At 62.7% G+C, this 18,258-nt stretch carries 21 protein-coding genes; 10 read left to right on the top strand and 11 right to left on the bottom strand.

The window, feature by feature from the left end:
• Positions 1 to 11 precede the first annotated feature (11 nt).
• The 8 genes from M1D34_RS05380 to M1D34_RS05345 form a co-directional block, all read right to left on the bottom strand.
• The gene (locus M1D34_RS05380) at positions 12 to 1,004 is read right to left on the bottom strand and encodes an SGNH hydrolase domain-containing protein (RefSeq protein WP_498781054.1); all 993 of its coding nucleotides are present in this window, start codon (positions 1,002 to 1,004) and stop codon (positions 12 to 14) included.
• Positions 1,005 to 1,097: 93 nt separating this feature from the next.
• Positions 1,098 to 2,041 (bottom strand): IS630 family transposase gene (locus tag M1D34_RS05375; RefSeq protein WP_498779537.1). Its coding sequence is split into 2 segments (ribosomal slippage): positions 1,098 to 1,705 and positions 1,705 to 2,041, totalling 945 coding nucleotides; the frame shifts between segments, so codons are not numbered across the junction.
• A 78-nt stretch (positions 2,042 to 2,119) separates the two neighbouring features.
• Positions 2,120 to 3,109: an acyltransferase family protein gene (locus tag M1D34_RS05370; RefSeq protein WP_498781052.1), complete on the bottom strand. Its 990-nt coding sequence runs from the start codon at positions 3,107 to 3,109 to the stop codon at positions 2,120 to 2,122.
• Positions 3,110 to 3,181: 72 nt separating this feature from the next.
• On the bottom strand, positions 3,182 to 4,324 hold the full coding sequence (locus M1D34_RS05365; protein ID WP_153313375.1) for an aminotransferase class I/II-fold pyridoxal phosphate-dependent enzyme: 1,143 nt from the start codon (positions 4,322 to 4,324) through the stop codon (positions 3,182 to 3,184).
• 38 nt (positions 4,325 to 4,362) lie between these two features.
• A complete protein-coding gene (locus M1D34_RS05360; RefSeq protein WP_153313376.1) occupies positions 4,363 to 5,001 on the bottom strand; it encodes a helix-turn-helix transcriptional regulator in 639 nt (212 codons plus the stop codon).
• 64 nt (positions 5,002 to 5,065) lie between these two features.
• Positions 5,066 to 5,818 (bottom strand): phosphodiester glycosidase family protein, encoded by a 753-nt coding sequence (locus tag M1D34_RS05355; protein WP_153313377.1) that lies wholly within the window; start codon positions 5,816 to 5,818, stop codon positions 5,066 to 5,068.
• Positions 5,819 to 5,891: 73 nt separating this feature from the next.
• Positions 5,892 to 6,596 carry a 4Fe-4S dicluster domain-containing protein gene (locus M1D34_RS05350; RefSeq protein WP_153313378.1) on the bottom strand — a complete coding sequence of 235 codons (705 nt, stop codon included), beginning with the start codon at positions 6,594 to 6,596 and terminating at the stop codon, positions 5,892 to 5,894.
• 107 nt (positions 6,597 to 6,703) lie between these two features.
• Entirely contained in the window at positions 6,704 to 8,278 is a 1,575-nt protein-coding gene (locus M1D34_RS05345; RefSeq protein WP_003530690.1) for a trimethylamine methyltransferase family protein, read from the bottom strand.
• A 523-nt stretch (positions 8,279 to 8,801) separates the two neighbouring features.
• Here M1D34_RS05345 and M1D34_RS05340 point away from each other — a divergent pair.
• Positions 8,802 to 9,500 carry a corrinoid protein gene (locus tag M1D34_RS05340; protein WP_003530688.1) on the top strand — a complete coding sequence of 233 codons (699 nt, stop codon included), beginning with the start codon at positions 8,802 to 8,804 and terminating at the stop codon, positions 9,498 to 9,500.
• Positions 9,501 to 9,587: 87 nt separating this feature from the next.
• Here the strand turns inward: M1D34_RS05340 and M1D34_RS05335 are convergent, their stop codons facing one another.
• A complete protein-coding gene (locus M1D34_RS05335; RefSeq protein ID WP_003530686.1) occupies positions 9,588 to 9,746 on the bottom strand; it encodes an entericidin domain-containing protein in 159 nt (52 codons plus the stop codon).
• Positions 9,747 to 9,785: 39 nt separating this feature from the next.
• Between M1D34_RS05335 and M1D34_RS05330 the strand changes: the two genes are divergently transcribed.
• Together M1D34_RS05330 and M1D34_RS05325 are read left to right on the top strand one after the other, a co-directional pair.
• Positions 9,786 to 10,406, top strand: coding sequence for a DUF1638 domain-containing protein (locus tag M1D34_RS05330; protein WP_498781048.1), 621 nt, complete (start codon positions 9,786 to 9,788; stop codon positions 10,404 to 10,406).
• A gap of 185 nt (positions 10,407 to 10,591) precedes the next feature.
• Entirely contained in the window at positions 10,592 to 11,401 is an 810-nt protein-coding gene (locus tag M1D34_RS05325) for a formyl transferase (protein ID WP_498781046.1), read from the top strand.
• A gap of 17 nt (positions 11,402 to 11,418) precedes the next feature.
• On the opposite strand, the gene M1D34_RS05320 is transcribed toward M1D34_RS05325, so the two are convergent.
• On the bottom strand, positions 11,419 to 11,565 hold the full coding sequence (locus M1D34_RS05320) for an entericidin (RefSeq protein ID WP_498781044.1): 147 nt from the start codon (positions 11,563 to 11,565) through the stop codon (positions 11,419 to 11,421).
• Positions 11,566 to 11,709: 144 nt separating this feature from the next.
• On the opposite strand from M1D34_RS05320, the gene M1D34_RS05315 reads away from it, so the two are divergent.
• Complete coding sequence (locus M1D34_RS05315; RefSeq protein WP_010969614.1) at positions 11,710 to 11,883, top strand: membrane protein; 174 nt, start codon at positions 11,710 to 11,712, stop codon at positions 11,881 to 11,883.
• 92 nt (positions 11,884 to 11,975) lie between these two features.
• Here the strand turns inward: M1D34_RS05315 and M1D34_RS05310 are convergent, their stop codons facing one another.
• Complete coding sequence (locus M1D34_RS05310) at positions 11,976 to 12,443, bottom strand: BA14K family protein (RefSeq protein WP_498781042.1); 468 nt, start codon at positions 12,441 to 12,443, stop codon at positions 11,976 to 11,978.
• Positions 12,444 to 12,749: 306 nt separating this feature from the next.
• Here M1D34_RS05310 and M1D34_RS05305 point away from each other — a divergent pair, with 306 nt between their 5' ends.
• The 6 genes from M1D34_RS05305 to M1D34_RS05280 all read left to right on the top strand — a co-directional run bounded on the left by M1D34_RS05305 (position 12,750) and on the right by M1D34_RS05280 (position 18,215).
• Positions 12,750 to 13,052, top strand: coding sequence for a virulence factor (locus M1D34_RS05305; protein ID WP_028011899.1), 303 nt, complete (start codon positions 12,750 to 12,752; stop codon positions 13,050 to 13,052).
• The gene (locus M1D34_RS05300) at positions 13,045 to 13,632 is read left to right on the top strand and encodes a methylenetetrahydrofolate reductase C-terminal domain-containing protein (RefSeq protein WP_003530675.1); all 588 of its coding nucleotides are present in this window, start codon (positions 13,045 to 13,047) and stop codon (positions 13,630 to 13,632) included. The genes M1D34_RS05305 and M1D34_RS05300 overlap by 8 nt, the downstream gene beginning before the upstream one ends.
• Complete coding sequence (locus M1D34_RS05295; RefSeq protein WP_498781039.1) at positions 13,629 to 14,720, top strand: methylenetetrahydrofolate reductase; 1,092 nt, start codon at positions 13,629 to 13,631, stop codon at positions 14,718 to 14,720. Before M1D34_RS05300 ends, M1D34_RS05295 begins: the two co-directional genes overlap by 4 nt.
• A 120-nt stretch (positions 14,721 to 14,840) precedes the next feature.
• On the top strand, positions 14,841 to 15,803 hold the full coding sequence (locus M1D34_RS05290; protein WP_498781037.1) for a methyltetrahydrofolate cobalamin methyltransferase: 963 nt from the start codon (positions 14,841 to 14,843) through the stop codon (positions 15,801 to 15,803).
• Positions 15,804 to 15,805: 2 nt separating this feature from the next.
• Positions 15,806 to 16,144 (top strand): hypothetical protein, encoded by a 339-nt coding sequence (locus M1D34_RS05285; protein ID WP_010969618.1) that lies wholly within the window; start codon positions 15,806 to 15,808, stop codon positions 16,142 to 16,144.
• A gap of 19 nt (positions 16,145 to 16,163) precedes the next feature.
• A complete protein-coding gene (locus M1D34_RS05280; RefSeq protein ID WP_003530667.1) occupies positions 16,164 to 18,215 on the top strand; it encodes an ASKHA domain-containing protein in 2,052 nt (683 codons plus the stop codon).
• Positions 18,216 to 18,258: the final 43 nt, after the last annotated feature.

The raw sequence follows: 18,258 nt of genomic DNA, 5'->3' as shown, positions 1-18,258 counted from the left end.
CCGGAGCTATCCTATTTTACGGGACCAGAGTGAGTGCGCATGTGCGCCGCCGGGACGGCGCTGGCGCTCACGAAAGCAAGCTTTTCGGCGAGATCGCAAATCCCGCGCAAAGGTGCCCCGAGCCGGCCGCGCTCCGCCGTGCAGCCATATTCCGCAGCACTGGCAAATACCGGGTAGAACTGAAGCGCGGCACCGAGATGACGGGACCCCTCTTCGGAAAAATGCCCATGGTCTTCGAAGAGCGCCACTCCCTTGTCCTCGGTCCGGCAGCGACCTGCGCCGCAAAGGTAGCCGGTGAAGCTTACGACCGGATAGTCGCCGGAGATATCCGCCAGCACCGAGAGCACGTCGCGGTCATGGGACTGCACATTCGCAAGCGGCGCCCCGCAGTCATCGGCGGAGGTTCCAAGCAGACGGGCTCGCGCGACGCAAAGTCCGGTATCGCGCCCATCCTGGGGCGGCGGCGCGATGACGACCGGCCGAAAGCCGTTCTGCCGTAACCATGCGAGGCTTGCTCGATAGCTACCGGTCACGATCCGGGCGTCCGACGGCACCACTCCCTTACCGTCGAGAAGCATCGTCTCTTCCTCCAGATACTGATCCAGCGGCGAGGACAACACGACATAGCGGATCGACTTGTGGGCCAGAAGGAAGCGCTGCACCTCCTTGTTGTGCTCGATGCACTCCTGCGGCCAAGCGGGCTCGAACTTGGCCTTGATCGGGGCGAGGCCGGCGAGCGGACCGCAATTATTGTTCGTCAGTTGCACAAGCCGTGCGTCCGGTTCGGACGCCAGGATGCCATCGACGAGGTGCCTGGCGAAGGAGTCTCCCCAGACGGCAATGACCGGTTCGCTGCTTGTGCTGCATTTCAGGTCGATAACCGCGTTGCAATCCTTGCCCAGGCCGACGCTCGGCTTGGTCAGGCGGGCAAGATCGACATTCCTGGAGGCGAGACCGTCGCTGCCGTCGAGCACCAGGCCAGTCGCAACGGTTATGGACCCCACCGCCGCGACCGTTGCGAAGATCGCCTTTCTCGCGAGACGGGCACGATTGCGAAAGGGACCCTCGACGTAGCGCCAGCTTAGAGCACGTCCACTTTAAACCGGGTCATATCCTGCTGCTGCGAAGTAGTTCGCACACTCTTGCGGCTCGAAGAGTTTGACGATGTCGCCAACGGTGTTCCACAGGGCGTCGACGGAGCGTTCGGCCCGTGCCCGCAGAAGCGCCTTGAGCTTTGAGAAGGCGTTTTCGATCGGGTTGAAGTCGGGGCTGTAGGGCGGGAGATAGAGCAGCGTGCAGCCGGCGGTTTCTATGGCCTGTCGGATGCCATCTGCCTTGTGGGCCGGCAGGTTGTCCATGACGACGATGTCGCCGGGCGTGAGGGTCGGCACGAGAACCTGCTCGACATAGGCCCGGAAAGCCACTCCATTCATCGCCCCGTCAAGGACCATCGGCGCGGTCATGCCGGAGAGCCTGAGCGCCCCGGTGAACGTCGTGGTTTTCCAATGACCGTGCGGAACGCCCGATCGGCAACGCTCTCCGCGCGGCGCGCGACCGCGAAGCCGGGACATCTTCGTGGAAAGACCCGTCTCGTCTATGAAGACGAGGCGGGCTGGATCGAGATCAAGCTGGGCATCGAACCAGTCCTGACGCCGCTTCAAGAGGTCTGGCCGCTCCTGCTCCAATGCATGTGCGGTCTTTTTTTGAATGTGAAGCCGCGCTTGCGCAGCCAGACGTCGAGGGTGCTGCGGCCGATAGAGACGGATCGGTCCTCTTCCAGACGCAAAACCATCTCGTTCAGCGTGATGTCCTTCGACGCCTCGATCATGCCGATGATGAAAGCCTCATGATCGTCGAGACGGGAACCTCCAGGTCGACCCTGCTTGGCAGCGCTCACCTGACCCTGCCGGGCGCTCGCGATCCAGGCAATCGCCGTCGAAATCCCGATCCCGAACCGCGCTGCAGCCGACCGCGCGGACATCCCACCAGCCGACGCAGCCAGAACCCGGTGGCGAAGATCATCACTCAATGCTCGGGCCATGTTCCCTCCGACAAATCAAAGACAGGAGGAGGGAATCACAGAACGCTCTGAAAAGGAATCCTCACGCCGATTCCGCTTTCATCGGACGCGCTCTAGGTAGGCGAGACCGGAGCAGAGCACGATGAGCCCGGCGTAGCCGGCAGGCGTCACTCCGTCACTCGTGCGCAGCCGCGCAAATGCGAATACCGGCTGATGCCAGAGATAGAGGCTGTAGCTGCAGAGGCCAATCGCAACGAGCGGGCGGGCCGAGAGGCACCTGCCGATCAGCGTGTCGCCGCGAGCGAAAGCGAGAACGAGTGCCGTACCGGCGACGACCGGAACGGTCGCCCAGCCCGGATAATGTTGCGTGTCGGTTATCGAAAGATAGCTTGCGGCGATGAGGAAAAGCCCGCCCCAGGCGAAGCACTCGCGGACGAATCTGGAGAATTCACGATTTGGAACCCCCGAGAGGGCGACGGCGGCACCGAGGCCGAGTTCCCAGAAGCGACTGGGCAGGAGATAGAAGTTTGCCGCCGGATCGATGCGCGCGACAAGCTGGGTCGCGCCGAGGCTCAGAACCGTCGCCGCGACGACTACCCTGAGCCCGGTCGCCTCCGACAGGCGGCGCAACGAAAGCAGAAGCAGGGGAAAGACGATGTAAAACTGCTCCTCGACCGCCAGGGACCAGGTGTGAAGCAGCGGCATGAGATCGGTGTCGGGCGTGAAGTAGTTCGTCTGGTCCCAAAAAAAGAAATTCGCCGCGAACAGGTTCGCCGCGTAGAGACTCTTGCCGAATTCGTTCAATTCCTTCGGCAGCATCCACATGAGCGCGAAGGGAATAGATACCGTACAGACGAACAGAAGCGCGGGCGCGAGGCGCCGTGCACGCCGCTCATAGAAAGCGACGATGCTGAATGCGCCGCTGCGGATCTCCTGGTGAATGAGGCTCGTGATCAGAAAGCCGCTGATCACAAAGAAAACGTCGACTCCCGCGAAACCGCCGGAGATAAAGCCGAAACCGGCGTGAAACAGCAGGACGGGGATTACGGCGACGGCGCGCAGCCCGTCGATCTCGGGTCTATAATGCATAATGCGAGGCAGGTACTTCCGTGAGGTCGGCGCGTCGTTAACATGTGCAATCGGCCGGCGCCACCCCGCCGATCACCTCACGCGCGCCCGTCGCAGATGATTGCGCCAGGCTTCGAGCCCTTCTTCGATGTTCCTACGGCCGAATCCGACGCGGAAGCGATCCTGCGCGACCGGCAGCAGATCGGAGACAAAAAGGCTTGAAGGAAGCAACAGCACGCCTGATTCCTCGACAAGGCGCCGGCAATGTTCCTCCACACTGCCCGGCCCGTGATAGCGGGCGAACCCGACGCAGCCGCCGTCCGGCGCCTGCCACTCGTAGAGATCGGCAAACTCGGCGAAGAAGGCGCCGAGTTTTTCGAGATTTCGCGTGCAGAGCGCGCGATTGCGTTCGAGTATCCGATGGCGGGATTTCAGCGCGATCGTCGCCAACACCTCCGATGGCCGGGAATTGCATATTGAAAGGTAGTGTTTCATGCCTTCCATGCGCTGGAGAAGCGCGTGATCGCGGCAGGCGATCCAGCCGATCCGAAGCCCCGGAAGGCCATAGGCCTTGGACATGACGTTGAGCGAAATACCGTGGTCGAAGAGTTCGGCCGCCTGCGGCAGGCGCTTCTCCTCGTCGCGCTCCAGCCCTCGATAGACCTCATCGCTGAAAAGATGAATGCCGCGCTCGGCGCAGAGTGCCGCGAGCGCGCGAAAGACCGGCGGCTCGGCGACAGCGCCCGTCGGGTTATTGGGGAAATTGACCGCGATCAGCTTCGTATTCGGCTGCAGCGCCGCCTGGACATCGGCGATATCGAGCTGCCAATTGTTCTCGGGACGGAGTGCAACACCGCTTACCGAGGCGGCGATCGTGACCGGAAGGGTTTCCATCGACTGGTAATTCGGCACGGTGACGATGGCATGGTCCTCGGGACCGAGCAGAGCCAGCATGGCGCAGTAGAGCCCCTCCTCGGCACCGGCGAAGCAGAGGATATCTTCCGGCTCAAGCCCCTCGTAGGTCGCGGCGATCGCCTTGCGGAGCGCCGGAGCGCCATGGGTCTCCGTATAGCCGAGCGTCAGCCGCTCCCACGCGTCGCGATCGGCCTCGTCGGCAAGCGAAAGAAGTTCGGCCATCGACATCGTTTCGCTGTCGCTCGCGGTCATGTGGTGGCGCGCCGTGAACTCCCAGCGCGAGAAATGCGTCTCGAGGCGGAAGGCCGGCAAGGTCGTCATGGTCGTTCTTCCCTTTGAAGGCGAGGCTCGGTGCTCATTCAGGCGACGCCTTCGTCGCGCGCGGCTGAGAGATAGTTGTAGATGGATGCGCGCGAGGTGCCGATCAGGCTTGCCAGATGGTCGACGGCGTTGCGGGTCTTGAAGAGCCCCTGCTCTTCGAGTGCCGCAACCAGGGCCACGCGATCCGGGCGCTTCAAGGCGGAAAGCGCAAGGCCCCTCACCTTTAGCCAAGCGTGCAGCGCTGCATTGATCTCCTCGCGCCAGTCGCGCGAAAACAATGCTTGCGGCCGTGGTTCCGGCGTGCCGGCAAAGGCCGCGAGCAGCCTCACGGCGTCGTCGATACGGGAAACATCGAGATTGATGCAGAGCAACCCGACGGCGCGTTCTTCGCCGTCGCGCAGCACCGCGGATACGGATTTCAGCCGCCGCCCATCCGCACCCGTCTTTTCGTAGGGCCCAAGCACGGAGGCGCCCTCAACGATGTCCCCGAGGCCATCCTCGATGAGCGATTCCAATCCCACGCCCCGGCCGGAAAAAGCATTCCAGATCGCGGCTATCCGCCCGCTCGCAAGATCGTGCAGGACGATCTCGGCATGGGGATAGAGCAGCGCACTAATCGCCGCGGCTGACGGCGCGTGGATCGCGAGACTCTGGGGGATGATGGGTTCAGTCTTCATGCCGGCATCTGACGGGGTTTGTATCTTTTGTCAATATTAGACTTATAATACATCCGATCGCAAGTCAGCGCGGAAACTTCGCGACGACAGCGATGATCGGGCCGAGCGGAAACAGCCGGTCGTGCCGATTGATCTCCGGCGCATAAAGGCTCGAGATCGTACCATCCAGAAAGAGCGCATTGGGGCAATCCAGCGCGTCGCGAAACAAGGTCGCGAAATCGTGAAAGCGCACCGGCCGTTTCGACACGGCGAAGACCACCTCGCCATTGGGCGTCACCCCGACGCCGTTGCGGGTCTTGAGGCTGTCGCTATCCGGCAGGAAACGGGGATGCAGCGCACCGTCGATGACGAGCATCGGACCGGATTGCGTCGCGAAACGCGGCTCGATGCCGGCAAGGCGATAGGCCTCCGCAGCCATGACCCCGGCCTTGCCGTCGCCGACATAAAAGACGCCGTTCGGCAGCATGTGAAAGTTGCCCCAACCCGGATTTGTATTGAGCGGCGCCTGCTCCGCGCCCTCCTCCACATGCAGCCCGACCGGAGCGAGGTCCTCGTGGTACATGCCGCCGTTCATTGCGAAGACGAGGTACTGTTCGCGACGACGAAGTTCGACCGACAGCGCTCTGAAGGACCTGAACGGCACGCCCGCCTGGTCCTTGTTGTAGAGCCGTATGTCGCTCGTCGCCGGGTCGAAGCTGCAGGCGAGGTAGATTTCGCCGAGATGGCGAACATCGCGGCAGGCACCGAACGCGGGTGCAGCGAGACCGGCGGATAGAAGGGCGGCGCCGGCGATGAAGGCTCTTGTAAACAGCGGCATCGAACAGACCCGGAGGGAATCATACGACGTAGCATCGCATGGATTGCAGCGGATTTATGTGGGCGCGCTCTGATTAAAACTCGATCGCCGCCATATGAAAACGCAACTGCCCCACCGCATAGCGATAGTCGCGCCCAACCGGACAGGCATCGCGCGACAGGCAGCCGTGAGCAAGGCAGCCGGCCACCCCTTCCCCGGTTCTCAGATGCGCGCGGCAGCGCCCGATATCGAATGTAGCGCCTGCCAAAGCATCCGCCGGGCAGGTGGAAAGGCAGGGCCTTCCAACACAGGTTTCGCAGGGGTGGCCACCCGCCGGCTCGCCCGTCACCGGCATGGCTCGATCGAACGCAAGCGCGCCGCGATAGCCGTGCCATAGACCGTAGAGCGGATGAATGAGGATGCCGAGCGGCGACGGCTTCAGCCCTTCGGCACGCATTGCCCATTGCTGGAAGGGCTGCCAAGGGGGATCGGACGGAAAATACGCCGAGGCGCCTGCTGCCGCAGCCGCCGGGCGGATGACCTGTTTCGACCAGTTGTCGAGCGGCTCCGCACCGCCGCCGTCGGGTTCGCCTTCGCGCCACCGGCGGAAAGGCTCCCAGACCGAGCCGCCGACATTGCCGATCAGCACCACGCACGCTGCGGGCTTGCCGCCTTCGAGCGTTGGTCCCGCCTCGCCCGGCGCGAAATTGATGGTTCCGCGCAAAAAAAGACCGTGCGGCGCAAGCGCCGCACGGATGGTTTCAAGCACATCGCTTTCCGATGCGTAAGGAGCCGTCATTTCGGTTTCGGCCCTTGAGTTTCGTAATGCGGGCGCCAGACCTCTTTCTGTATCATATCGGCCACCTGCGCCGCGCCGCCTTGCTCCCTGGCTCGCTCGGGAGCCTTTCAGGTGAAGGCGTCGGGCATCGAGTCCTTGCGCTTCGCGATGAATTCCTTCAGCGCCTCGTCGATCGCCGGATCGAGATAGGGCGCCTCATAATGTTCGAGCCACGAGCGGGCGAGCGCGTTGGCGCGCTGTTCGATCCGCTTTTCGCCCTCGATCTCCCACTGCTCGAAGGAGTTGTTGTCGGCGAGCGGCGAGCGATAGAAGGCGCTCTGGAAGTTCGCCTGCGTATGTGCACAGCCGAGATAGTGGCTGCCCGGGCCGACTTCGCGGATGGCGTCGAGCGCCTGCGCGTCTTCGGAAAGGTCCACGCCCTCGGCCATCTTCTGCATCATGCCGAGCTGATCCTGGTCGATCATGAACTTCTCGTAGGATGAGACGAGACCGCCCTCGAGCCAGCCGGCCGCATGCAGCACGAAATTGGTGCCGGCAAGCAGCGTCATGTTCAGCGTATTTGCCGATTCATGCGCAGCCTGCGCATCGGGAACCTTCGAGCCGCAGAGCGAACCGCCGGTACGGAACGGCAGGCCGAGGCGGCGAGCAAGCTGAGCAGCGCCGTAGGAGACGAGCGACGGCTCCGGCGTGCCGAAGGTCGGCGCGCCCGACTGCATCGAGATCGACGCGGCGAAGGTGCCGAACAGCACCGGCGCGCCCTTGCGGATGAGCTGGGTAAAGGCCGCGCCTGCCAGCACTTCGGCGAGGATCTGCGTCAGTGTGCCGGCGACCGTGACCGGGCTCATCGCGCCCGACAGGATGAAGGGCGAAACGACGCAAGCCTGGTTATGGCGGGCGTAGACCTTCGCGGCACCGAGCATCGTCTCGTCGAAGACCATCGGCGAGTTGGCGTTGATGAGGTTCAACGTCACCGCATTGTTCTCGACGAAATCGTCGCCGAAAAGGATCTTCGCCATTGCGACCGTGTCTTCGGCGCGCTCGGGCGCGGTGACCGATCCCATGAAGGGTTTGTCGGAATAGCGGATATGGCTATAAACCATATCGAGGTGGCGCTTGTTGACGGCGATATCGACCGGCTCGCAAACCGTGCCGCCCGATGAGTGCATCGACGGCGCCATATAGGCGAGCTTCACGAAGTTGCGGAAATCCTCGATCGTCGCATAGCGGCGGTTGCCGTCGAGATCGCGCACGAAGGGCGGGCCGTAAACCGGCGCGAAGACGGTCGCCTTGCCGCCGATCTGAGCGTTGCGCTCCGGGTTGCGCGCGTGCCAGGTAAAGTCCTTCGGCGCCGTCTTCAAGAGCTCGCGGCAAAGTCCCTTGGGGAAATGCACGCGTTGACCGCGCACGTCGGCACCAGCGGCCTTCCACAGATCGAGCGCTTCGGCATCGTCGCGAAACTCGATGCCGATCTCTTCGAGAACGACGTCGGCGTTGCGTTCGATGAGCTGCAGCCCTTCCTCGTCAAGAACTTCGTATTCGCGAATCCTGCGTTGGATATAGGGCAGAGACGGTCCCGGGCCACCGCCGGTGCGGGAAGCGCGACGCGCTGCCGCTCCCCGCCCCTCACCACGCGCGCGGCGTCCGCCGCCTTCGGCCGCACCTTGTTCTGTAACGTCGCTCATTCGCTCATTCCTCTTCCCGCGGTGCTCCGCGCATCATGCGCGATGAACGCCGCAACACTTTGATGGGTGGGCGCATACCCCTTTCGCGAGGCTAAATCCAGCGGCGGGCATATGCATCCGGTAGTCGATTTAGCCTAATGCTACCAAGGCGCCGGACCGGTACGGGTCTTAATGCGCCAACGGCTGGCGCATCTTAGACACTCGGTCTGCGGTCGCTCCCATTGCAGTGCGTCGAGCGTGCGTCTTTCGCTGCTTCAGATCGGGACCGCGCAAGCGCCACTCTAACGCCTTGAAGTGCTGCATAATTTTGCAGGCGGCAGATTCCGAACCGCGGAATAATGCGCTACCGCTGTCGCATGGGAGCATTTACGCGGGGCGCCGTCGTTTTTCATCATATGCGACGTCGCTTTCAACAAGAGATTTTTAGGTGTAGCCCGCTAAGGATTGGGCAACGCGTCCGGATTGTGCCATCTCTCGTGCCACCCGTGCGAAATGACTGTGCCAGGAACCGAGGAACCCAACTATGGCAGACGATGAAATCATTCTCGAGGACCTTTCCGACGAGGAACTCGTGCAGCAGATGCATGACGACCTCTATGACGGTCTCAAGGAGGAAATCGAGGAAGGGACGCGTATCCTCCTCAAGCGTGGCTGGACGCCTTACGACGTCCTGACCCAGGCCCTGGTCGAAGGCATGCGCATCGTCGGCATCGATTTCCGCGACGGCATTCTCTTCGTCCCGGAAGTGCTGCTTTCGGCCAATGCGATGAAGGCCGGCATGTTCATCCTGCGCCCGTTGCTCGTCGAAACCGGTGCCCCGAAGCTCGGTAAGATGGTGATCGGCACGGTCAAGGGCGACATCCACGACATCGGCAAGAACCTCGTCGGCATGATGATGGAAGGCGCCGGCTTCGACGTCGTCGACCTCGGCATCAACAATCCGGTCGAGAACTACCTCGAAGCGCTCGAGCGTGAGAAGCCGGACATCCTCGGCATGTCTGCCCTGCTCACGACGACCATGCCCTATATGAAGGTCGTCATCGATACGATGAAGGAAAAGGGATTGCGCGACGAATACGTCGTCCTCGTCGGCGGTGCACCGCTCAACGAGGAATTCGGCAAGGCCGTCGGGGCCGACGCTTATTGCCGCGATGCCGCCGTCGCCGTCGAGACCGCCAAGGACTACATGAAGCGCAAACACAATCAGTTCGCAGCCGGCTGAGACGATCTGACATGAAAAAAGCCGGCTGCCCGTGTGAAACGAGCAGCCGGCTTTTTGTTTTTCGGAAAGAGCACTTACCGGGTGCCGTCAGTTGGCGGCCTTGGCGACCCGTTGGCCGGCTCCCTGTGTCGCGTTGACTGCGTTTGCAGTATCCTGTCCTGCGCCGCGGATCGTATTTGCGCAGGAACTCAGGGCTGCCAGCGCTATCAGAACGGCTCCGATGGTCGCGATGGATTTTGTCGTCATGACCGTGATTCCTTTGTGTTGATGCAAGGCGGAATAAAGATGGAAAACGCAACGTCGGCAAGAGAACGTGCACAACCGAAGAAAGTTCATGTCATTGGTTGCGGCGCGATCGCGCGCGAAATTCTTGCCGTCTGCGCGGCCAACGGGCTCGACCACATCGAGCTCAACTGTCTGCCGGCCATCTGGCACAACACGCCGGAGAAGATCACTCCGGGCCTGCGTGAGGCTATCACCCGGGCGCGCGCCAACGGTTTCGAGCGCATCTTCATCGCCTTTGCCGATTGCGGCACCGGCGGGCTTATCGACCGACTCTGCGAAGAGGAAGGGGTGACGCGCATCCCGGGTCCGCATTGCTACTCGTTCTTCGCCGGAAACGCGGATTTCGCAGCCCGCTGGGACGATGACATCACAGCTTTCTTCCTGACGGATTTCCTTGCCCGGCAGTTCGAAGCCTTCGTCATCGAGCCGCTCGGCCTCGACCGGCACCCGGAACTGCGCGACATGTATTTCGGCCACTACCGCAAGCTCGTCTATCTCTCCCAGCAGGAGGACGCCGCGTTGCAGGAAAAGGCCCGGCGCGCCGCCGTTACTCTCGGGCTCGAATATGAGTACCGTTATACCGGCTATGGCGATCTTACGACATCGCTGATCGAGGTTTGATCCGCTCTCTCCGGTCCCGGCACTCACGCCTCGTCGGCGGTGCGATGGCCCCGCGATCCTTCGGGATCGTGTGCAGGGCACAGCTTAAGGCTGTGCTAACGTATCGACGGCATATTTCCTGCGCTGACCTGCCGCGCAGCGCACCTCAAATCCCATCTGGCGCAAATTCTTGTCGCGATCCGCTGATGTGTAACGTGAAATCTGAAAAAGGGGCGCTGTCGAGCGCCGAGCACAAGGGACGCATCGTCGTGGTGACCGCCGGAGGCGACAATGCGAACATCATGATCAACGCATTGGCTGCGCGCTTCACGAATGTTGCAATTTTGCAGGAGGAGCCGGAATCGAAGGCGCTCTTCGTCAAGCGGCGTGCGCGCAAACTCGGATGGGTAATGGCACTCGGGCAACTTGCGACGATGTTCGTCTCCCGCATCGGCAAGCGCTTCACCCGGCGTCGGGCAGCCGAGATTCTTCGCGAGAATGATGCGTCCGCCGCGCCCAACCGGACGGTGCCCGTCCACCGCGTTGACTCGATCAACGACGCTGACGGCCATGCAATGCTTCAGCTACTGAAACCCGCCGTCCTCTTCCTAATCAGTTGCCGCATGTTGAAGCCGGAAACGCTTGCTGCCGTCAATTGTCCGATTCTGAATTTCCATGCCGGCATCAACCCGCAATATCGCGGCTTGATGGGAGGCTACTGGGCGCTGGCCAACAACGATCCCGAGAATTTCGGCGCGACCGTTCATCTCGTCGACGAAGGCGTCGACACCGGCGGCATCCTCTATCAATCGCGGCAGGCGCCGCGCCGCGCCGACACGATCCACACCTACCCCCTTCTCCAGACGGCCGCCTCAACCGACATCGCCATCCGTGCGGTCGAGGACGCCCTTGCCGGGAAACTGCACCCGATCGCCATCGCGGCCCCGTCGCGGCAGTGGTACCATCCCCCGGTCTGGACTTGGTTCTGGAATGGCCTGCGGCACGGCAGGTGGTAGACAGAGGGACCTGCCTGCTACTGCGCCCCCGCGCTCAAGACCCGATGGGTCGCCCGGTCGACGGCATGGCCAGTTTGCGTGCTGTCTTCCCTGAATCCCCGTGCCGTGTTGGCGCAGGACGAAGCGAAGATCAGGATTAGAACTGCAAATACGGTCTTCGACATGACACCCTCGGAGACAGCCCGGCAATCCAAGAAAAGATGATGCATGCCTGCGAGAAATCAAGCGTAGTGGGAATCTTGTCTTTAGCCGACAGATGAGAGAATATTAGCTATTCCTCATGTCAAATCCGGTGATCGGAGAACGTCATGACCGGCAGATCATCGATCGTCGCAGCCGCGCTCGCCCTTTTGACGATGGCAGGCTGTATGAGCAGCCAGTCGGCCCGGAACAGCAACAGCCCTCAACAAAGCGGCGGCTCCGGCGAAGGCGCCGGTAGCGGCAGCATGGGCGGTTCCGGCGGCGGCAGCTCCGGCTACTGAGCGGATCTTCGGTCGGATCTGAAGTCATCGTCCGATGAAAGAAGGGCCGGCTGTCCCTCCGTGCGTTGCCGGAGGGACAATGCTCGACGACCTCAGTAGTAAGGCGAATAGCACTGCTGTCTTGGGCCGCCATAGGGCTGGTAGGAATTGTCCGCAGCGCGGTACGAGCGGTAGCGGTCATAGCACCAGTTGACGTGGCTGGCAGGCATTCCCGGCGCCGCATAGCGTGGCTCTGCGTAACGCGGCTGGGCGATGGCGCCGCCGATGATCATACCGGCACCGAAGGCTCCCAGTGGATACCACCAGCCGTCGCTGTGCCGGCGGTAACCGTGGCGGCGATAGTTGTAGCCGCGATGCCCGTTATACCAGCCGTGTCGATGGCCGTGCCGGCGCCAGCCGTGCCGCGGGCGATGCCGGTGACCATGCCAGCCGCGGTGGTCGACCATCTGCACGTCGCTCGCCTGCGACACCGGAACGGTTGGGACGGGCATGGCTTGCGCAGGCGCATAGCCGGTGAAAGCCGTCACAGCCGCGAGGAACAGGATCCCAATCTTCTTCATCTCCACACCTATCTGTTCGAATAGGTCAGAGCTTTTGCCGCCGGCTAGGTGAACGCGCAGTGAATGCAAGATTCATGATATTCTTAAGGACCATCCGAAGGGCCGGTGCACGCGTGTTCTCGGTCCTTTGTCGCCGCCGATAAGGCAGGCATTTCGCCGCGCCGGCGCAAGCGGCGCGCTCCGCGAGCGCAAGGTTCGGATGCGTGATTGTGCAGCGTCGTTTTTGGACATATCGGACGTCGTGGCAAGGTGAGCCACGGCGCGTGGACATGCGCATTGTCGCCCTTATAGGAGAACAGGAATCCGATGGCAGACCGCATTATCGTCTACTGGCGCGATATCCCCGCGCAAGTCATCATCAAGCAGGGCCGCAAGACCGCCAAGCGCGAGCTCTCGCTGCGCTTCACCGAGGCGATCGACATGTGCGCCATGCGCACCGGCGCCGCCGAGACCGACGACTACCTTGCCGAATGGCGCAAGGCCGATCCCGTTCCAGTCTCCGACGACCTCGAGACGGAAGCCGACAGGGCGGCGGCCGAATTGGAAGCCGCCTATGACCGGGAGCGCCTCGTCGCACTCGTCAAGGCCGGAGGCCGGGACAATGCCTGACCCGAAGGTCGTGACCGGTAACGCCCAGTCCGCCAGGAAGGCGGCGACGGGCGCCTATACACCCCAGGGCGTGTCGCCCAGCCGCCGCTCGCGCCACAAATACACGGTGCGTCTCTGGGCCGTACGCAATTCGCGTTTCCTCGAGTGGTTCTACAACCGTTTCGCCGACATGTTCCTGCTTCTCCATCCTCTATGGAACGCAATTGGCTACAACCGGGTTGAAAGGCCCGTGACCTTCGTCGAGCGCCACGTCAAGGGCTTCCTCTTCGACTGTCGCATGTGCGGGCAGTGCGCACTGTCCTCAACCGGCATGTCGTGCCCCATGAACTGTCCGAAGCAGCTCAGGAACGGGCCCTGCGGCGGCGTACGCGCAAACGGCAATTGCGAAGTCGAGCCGGACATGCCCTGTGTCTGGGTGCAGGCGTGGAAGGGCTCGCAGAACATGGTGAAGGGTGATGCGATCATGAACGTGCAGAAGCCGGTCAACCAGTCGCTGCGCGAAACCTCGTCCTGGTTGCGGGTAACGGCCGAGGCCGCGGCCGCCCGCGAAGCGGCGAAGAAGGAAGGCCCGCAGCAATGAGCCCGGACATCAATCCCCACGATCCAGGCGCACCGCTCGATCCCCTGCCCGGCCATTCCTCGCGCGGGCGGTTGGAGCGCGTGCTGCGTCGCGGCGAGTTCGCAGTGACGGCCGAGCTCAATCCGCCGGACAGCGCCGATCCCCAGGACGTCTACGAGCGCGCGGCAATCTTCGACGGATGGGTGGACGGCATCAACGCGGTCGACGCTTCGGGCGCCAACTGCCACATGTCATCCGTCGGCATCTGCGCGCTCCTGACGCGCATGGGCTATGCGCCGATCATGCAGATCGCCTGCCGCGACAAGAACCGCATCGCGATTCAGGGCGACGTGCTCGGCGCCTCGGCCATGGGCGTCCAGAACATCATGTGCCTCACCGGCGACGGCGTGCAGGCGGGCGATCAGCCCGGGGCCAAGCCGGTTTTCGATCTCGACTGCATGTCCCTGCTCGAGACGGTGCGCATCATGCGCGACAATTCCAAGTTCCTTTCGGGCCGCAAGCTGACGACGCCGCCCCAGGTATTCCTCGGAGCAGCGATCAACCCCTTCGCTCCGCCCTATGATTTCCGCCCCTATCGCCTCGCCAAGAAGATCGAAGCCGGCGCACAGTTCGTGCAGAGCCAGTATTGCTTCGACGTTCCGATGTTTCGCGAATACATGAAGAAGGTGCGCGATCTCGGTCTTCACGAGAGGTGCTACATCCTGGTGGGCGTTGGGCCGATGGCATCCGCCAAGACTGCCCGCTGGATCCGCTCCAATGTTCCGGGCATCCACATTCCGGACAGCATCATCAAACGGCTCGAGGGCGCCCAGGACCAGAAAAAGGAAGGTAAGCAACTCTGCATCGACATGATGAACGAGGTGAAGGAGATCGAGGGCGTCTCCGGCGTCCACGTCATGGCCTATCGCCAGGAGGAATATGTTGCCGAAATCGTCCATGAATCAGGTGTCCTGAGGGGCCGTAAACCCTGGACGCGCGAAGCCGCGCCGACCGACGCGCTGGTTGCCGAGCGGCTGGAACATATCCGCGAAGGCAAAGAAGAAAATCAGCAGCAGATGGCCGAGGCCGCCGCGCACCACCCGCATTGAGACAAAGCCGTGATCGGCGGCTTTAGCAGAGGATAACCGGCGCTCCTGCTCGTCCAGCGCCTTACAAACACAGAACGGCCCTATTACATAGGCCAACGCTCAAGGTTCAGAGGATCTTATATGACCCGCACCATCGTCGCCTCCGCCACACGCGAGATCATCATCGGCTTCGACCAGCCCTTCTGCGTCATCGGCGAACGCATCAATCCGACCGGCCGTAAGAAGCTCGCCGCCGAGATGATCGAGGGCAACTTCGACACCGTGATCAAGGATGCGCTGGAGCAGGTTGCCGCCGGCGCGACGATGCTCGACGTCAATGCGGGCGTGACGGCCGTCGACCCGAACGAGACCGAGCCGCCGCTCCTCGTCAAGACGCTGGAGATCGTTCAGGGCCTCGTCGACGTGCCGCTGTCGATCGACAGTTCGGTTACCGCCGCCATCGAAGCCGGCCTGCGCGTTGCAAAGGGCCGCCCGCTCGTCAATTCGGTGACCGGCGAGGAGGAAAAGCTCGAAGCGATCCTGCCGCTCTGCAAGAAATACGACGTTCCGGTGGTGGCGATCTCCAATGACGAGACCGGCATTTCGATGGACCCGGACGTCCGCTTCGCGGTCGCCAAGAAGATCGTCGAGCGCGCCGCCGATTACGGCATCAAGCCGCACGATATCGTCGTCGATCCGCTCGTCATGCCCATCGGCGCACTGGGATCTGCGGGCCAGCAGGTCTTCGCGCTGCTTCGCCGCCTTCGCGAAGAGCTCAAGGTCAACACCACCTGCGGCCTCTCCAACATCTCCTTCGGCCTGCCGCACCGCCACGGCATCAACGCCGGCTTCATCCCCATGGTTATCGGCGCCGGTATGACCTCGGCCATCATGAACCCCTGCCGTCCGCAGGAGATGGAGGCGGTTCGAGCCGCAAACGTGCTTAACGGCACCGACCCGAACTGCACAAACTGGATCATGACCTATCGCGACCACAAGCCGGCCGAAGGCGGCCATGCCATCGCCGCTGCGGCAGCACCGGCGGGTGCCGGCGGGCGGCGCGGCGGACGCGCGGCGCGCGCCGGCGTCGCACGGGCGGAGTAAAAATGGCCAAGCACCACTCCTTCGCCAGCGACCTGGCGGCACTCTGGTTTCAGGCTCCGATGGTCATCGCCGCGCGTACGCAGGCCATGGCCGTCGCCGCTATCACCGGCTCGGCAACCGACTATGTCGAGGCAAGCCGGATGGTGACTGAAAAAATGGCGGCCGTCGCCGAAAGCGTCGTCGCCGCCAATGTCGCCCTGGTGAAGGAAGGAATGAGTGCGGCCGCGGCACTTGCCGCCGGAAAGCCGGGCTCTGCCGCCGCGCACAACCGGATAGCGGCGGCCGCAGTTCGGCCCTATGCCAAGCGCGTGCGGGCAAACGCCCGCCGGCTCGCGAAATAAACTGCTGGCGAGACAGAAAATGTTGAACGTGCCCTCGAAGGACGAAAAGAACGATCCGCTGGTGCTCTTCATGCCCTCCGGCAAACGCGGCCGTTTCCCCGTCGGTACGCCGATCCTCGACGCCGCACGTTCGCTCGGGGTCTATGTCGAAAGCGTCTGTGGCGGCCGCGCCACCTGCGGACGTTGCCAGGTTTCCGTCCAGGAAGGCAATTTCGCCAAGCACAAGATCGTTTCGTCCAGCGACCATATCTCGCCGATCGGTCCCAAGGAGCAGCGTTACGCGAGCGTGCGCGAATTGCCGGACGGGCGGCGGCTGTCCTGTTCGTCCCAGATTCTCGGCGATCTCGTCATCGACGTCCCGCAGGACACCGTCATCAACGCGCAGGTGGTGCGCAAGGCCGCAAGCGATCGTGTGATCGAGCGCAACGCGGCGGTGCAACTGTGCTATGTCGAGATCGACGAACCGGACATGCATAAGCCGCTCGGCGATCTCGATCGGATGAAGGCCGTCCTGGAAAAGGACTGGGGTTGGAAGGACCTTCTGATCGCCCCCCACCTGATCCCCCAGGTCCAAGGCATATTGCGCAAGGGCAATTGGGCAGTGACTGCGGCGATCCACCGCGACATGGACTCCTCCCGTCCCTTCATCGTCGCTCTCTGGCCGGGACTGAAGAATGAGGCCTATGGCGTCGCCTGCGACATTGGCTCGACGACGATCGCGATGCATCTCGTATCGCTGCTCTCCGGGCGCATCGTGGCCTCCTCCGGCACATCGAATCCGCAGATCCGCTTCGGTGAGGATCTGATGAGCCGCGTCTCCTATGTGATGATGAATCCGGATGGCCGCGAGGCGATGACCAAGGCGGTACGTGAAGCGTTGAACGGCCTGATCGGCAAGGTCTGCGCTGAGGGCGAGGTCGACCGCCACGACATTCTCGACATGGTCGTCGTCGCCAATCCGATCATGCATCACCTGTTCCTCGGGATCGACCCGACGGAGCTCGGACAGGCGCCATTCGCGCTGGCCGTCTCCGGCGCCTTGCAATATTGGGCGCACGAAATCGACATAGAGGTCAATCGCGGCGCGCGCCTTTATATGCTCCCCTGCATCGCCGGCCATGTCGGAGCGGACGCCGCGGGTGCGACGCTTTCCGAAGGGCCGCATCGTCAGGACAAGATGATGCTGCTCGTCGATGTCGGCACCAATGCCGAGATCGTGCTCGGCAACAGGGAGCGCGTCGTCGCCGCCTCATCGCCGACCGGCCCGGCCTTCGAGGGGGCAGAGATCTCCTCCGGTCAACGAGCCGCACCCGGAGCGATCGAGCGCGTCCGCATCGATCCCGAGACGCTGGAGCCGCGGTTCCGGGTAATCGGCGTCGACAAATGGTCGAATGAAGAAGGCTTCGCCGAGGCAGCTGCAGCAGTCGGTGTCACAGGGATCTGTGGCTCGGCGATCATCGAAGTCGTCGCGGAGATGTACCTCACCGGCATCATTTCGCAGGACGGCGTCGTCGACGGCGCTATGGTCGCGAAGAGCCCGCGCATCATCCCGAACGGCCGCACCTTCTCCTATCTGCTCCACGAAGGCGAACAGCGCATCACCGTGACGCAGAACGATATCAGAGCGATCCAGCTCGCCAAGTCGGCGCTTTATGCCGGCATCAAGCTGCTCATGGAGAAACAAGGTGTCGATCACGTCGACACGATCCGGTTTGCCGGTGCCTTCGGCTCGTTCATCGATCCGAAATATGCCATGGTGCTCGGCCTGATCCCCGATTGCGACCTCACTGAGGTGAAGGCGGTCGGCAATGCCGCCGGCACAGGCGCGCTGATGGCGCTCCTCAATCGCGGTCACCGCCGCGAGATCGAGCAAACAGTGAGGAAAATCGAGAAGATAGAGACGGCGCTTGAATCGAAGTTTCAGGAGCATTTCGTCAACGCCATGGCGATGCCGAACAAGGTGGATGCCTTCCCGAAACTCGCCGAAGTGGTTACCCTGCCGGCGCGCAAGTCATTGACCGATGACGGTGGCGAAGGAAGCGGCCGCAGGCGGCGACGCAGCAGGGAGTAGTCCGTCTCACCGCTTCGAATAGCCGAACCTTGTGTCGACGGCC

This window comes from Ensifer sp. D2-11 (assembly GCF_054161295.1).
Note: the sequence above shows the minus strand (reverse complement) of the source record. Positions and strands in the feature narration are given on the sequence as shown.

What these genes read in the sequence shown, in the direction of transcription:
- M1D34_RS05310 (WP_498781042.1), bottom strand. Translation starts at nt 12,443, where the DNA reads ATGAAGAAGATTGGGATCCTGTTCCTCGCGGCTGTGACGGCTTTCACC.
- M1D34_RS05300 (WP_003530675.1), top strand. Translation starts at nt 13,045, where the DNA reads ATGCCTGACCCGAAGGTCGTGACCGGTAACGCCCAGTCCGCCAGGAAG.
- M1D34_RS05280 (WP_003530667.1), top strand. Translation starts at nt 16,164, where the DNA reads ATGTTGAACGTGCCCTCGAAGGACGAAAAGAACGATCCGCTGGTGCTC.
- M1D34_RS05370 (WP_498781052.1), bottom strand. Translation starts at nt 3,109, where the DNA reads ATGCATTATAGACCCGAGATCGACGGGCTGCGCGCCGTCGCCGTAATC.
- M1D34_RS05335 (WP_003530686.1), bottom strand. Translation starts at nt 9,746, where the DNA reads ATGACGACAAAATCCATCGCGACCATCGGAGCCGTTCTGATAGCGCTG.
- M1D34_RS05360 (WP_153313376.1), bottom strand. Translation starts at nt 5,001, where the DNA reads ATGAAGACTGAACCCATCATCCCCCAGAGTCTCGCGATCCACGCGCCG.
- M1D34_RS05290 (WP_498781037.1), top strand. Translation starts at nt 14,841, where the DNA reads ATGACCCGCACCATCGTCGCCTCCGCCACACGCGAGATCATCATCGGC.
- M1D34_RS05350 (WP_153313378.1), bottom strand. Translation starts at nt 6,596, where the DNA reads ATGACGGCTCCTTACGCATCGGAAAGCGATGTGCTTGAAACCATCCGT.
- M1D34_RS05285 (WP_010969618.1), top strand. Translation starts at nt 15,806, where the DNA reads ATGGCCAAGCACCACTCCTTCGCCAGCGACCTGGCGGCACTCTGGTTT.
- M1D34_RS05325 (WP_498781046.1), top strand. Translation starts at nt 10,592, where the DNA reads ATGTGTAACGTGAAATCTGAAAAAGGGGCGCTGTCGAGCGCCGAGCAC.
- M1D34_RS05315 (WP_010969614.1), top strand. Translation starts at nt 11,710, where the DNA reads ATGACCGGCAGATCATCGATCGTCGCAGCCGCGCTCGCCCTTTTGACG.
- M1D34_RS05305 (WP_028011899.1), top strand. Translation starts at nt 12,750, where the DNA reads ATGGCAGACCGCATTATCGTCTACTGGCGCGATATCCCCGCGCAAGTC.
- M1D34_RS05340 (WP_003530688.1), top strand. Translation starts at nt 8,802, where the DNA reads ATGGCAGACGATGAAATCATTCTCGAGGACCTTTCCGACGAGGAACTC.
- M1D34_RS05295 (WP_498781039.1), top strand. Translation starts at nt 13,629, where the DNA reads ATGAGCCCGGACATCAATCCCCACGATCCAGGCGCACCGCTCGATCCC.
- M1D34_RS05320 (WP_498781044.1), bottom strand. Translation starts at nt 11,565, where the DNA reads ATGTCGAAGACCGTATTTGCAGTTCTAATCCTGATCTTCGCTTCGTCC.
- M1D34_RS05345 (WP_003530690.1), bottom strand. Translation starts at nt 8,278, where the DNA reads ATGAGCGACGTTACAGAACAAGGTGCGGCCGAAGGCGGCGGACGCCGC.
- M1D34_RS05330 (WP_498781048.1), top strand. Translation starts at nt 9,786, where the DNA reads ATGGAAAACGCAACGTCGGCAAGAGAACGTGCACAACCGAAGAAAGTT.
- M1D34_RS05365 (WP_153313375.1), bottom strand. Translation starts at nt 4,324, where the DNA reads ATGACGACCTTGCCGGCCTTCCGCCTCGAGACGCATTTCTCGCGCTGG.
- M1D34_RS05355 (WP_153313377.1), bottom strand. Translation starts at nt 5,818, where the DNA reads ATGCCGCTGTTTACAAGAGCCTTCATCGCCGGCGCCGCCCTTCTATCC.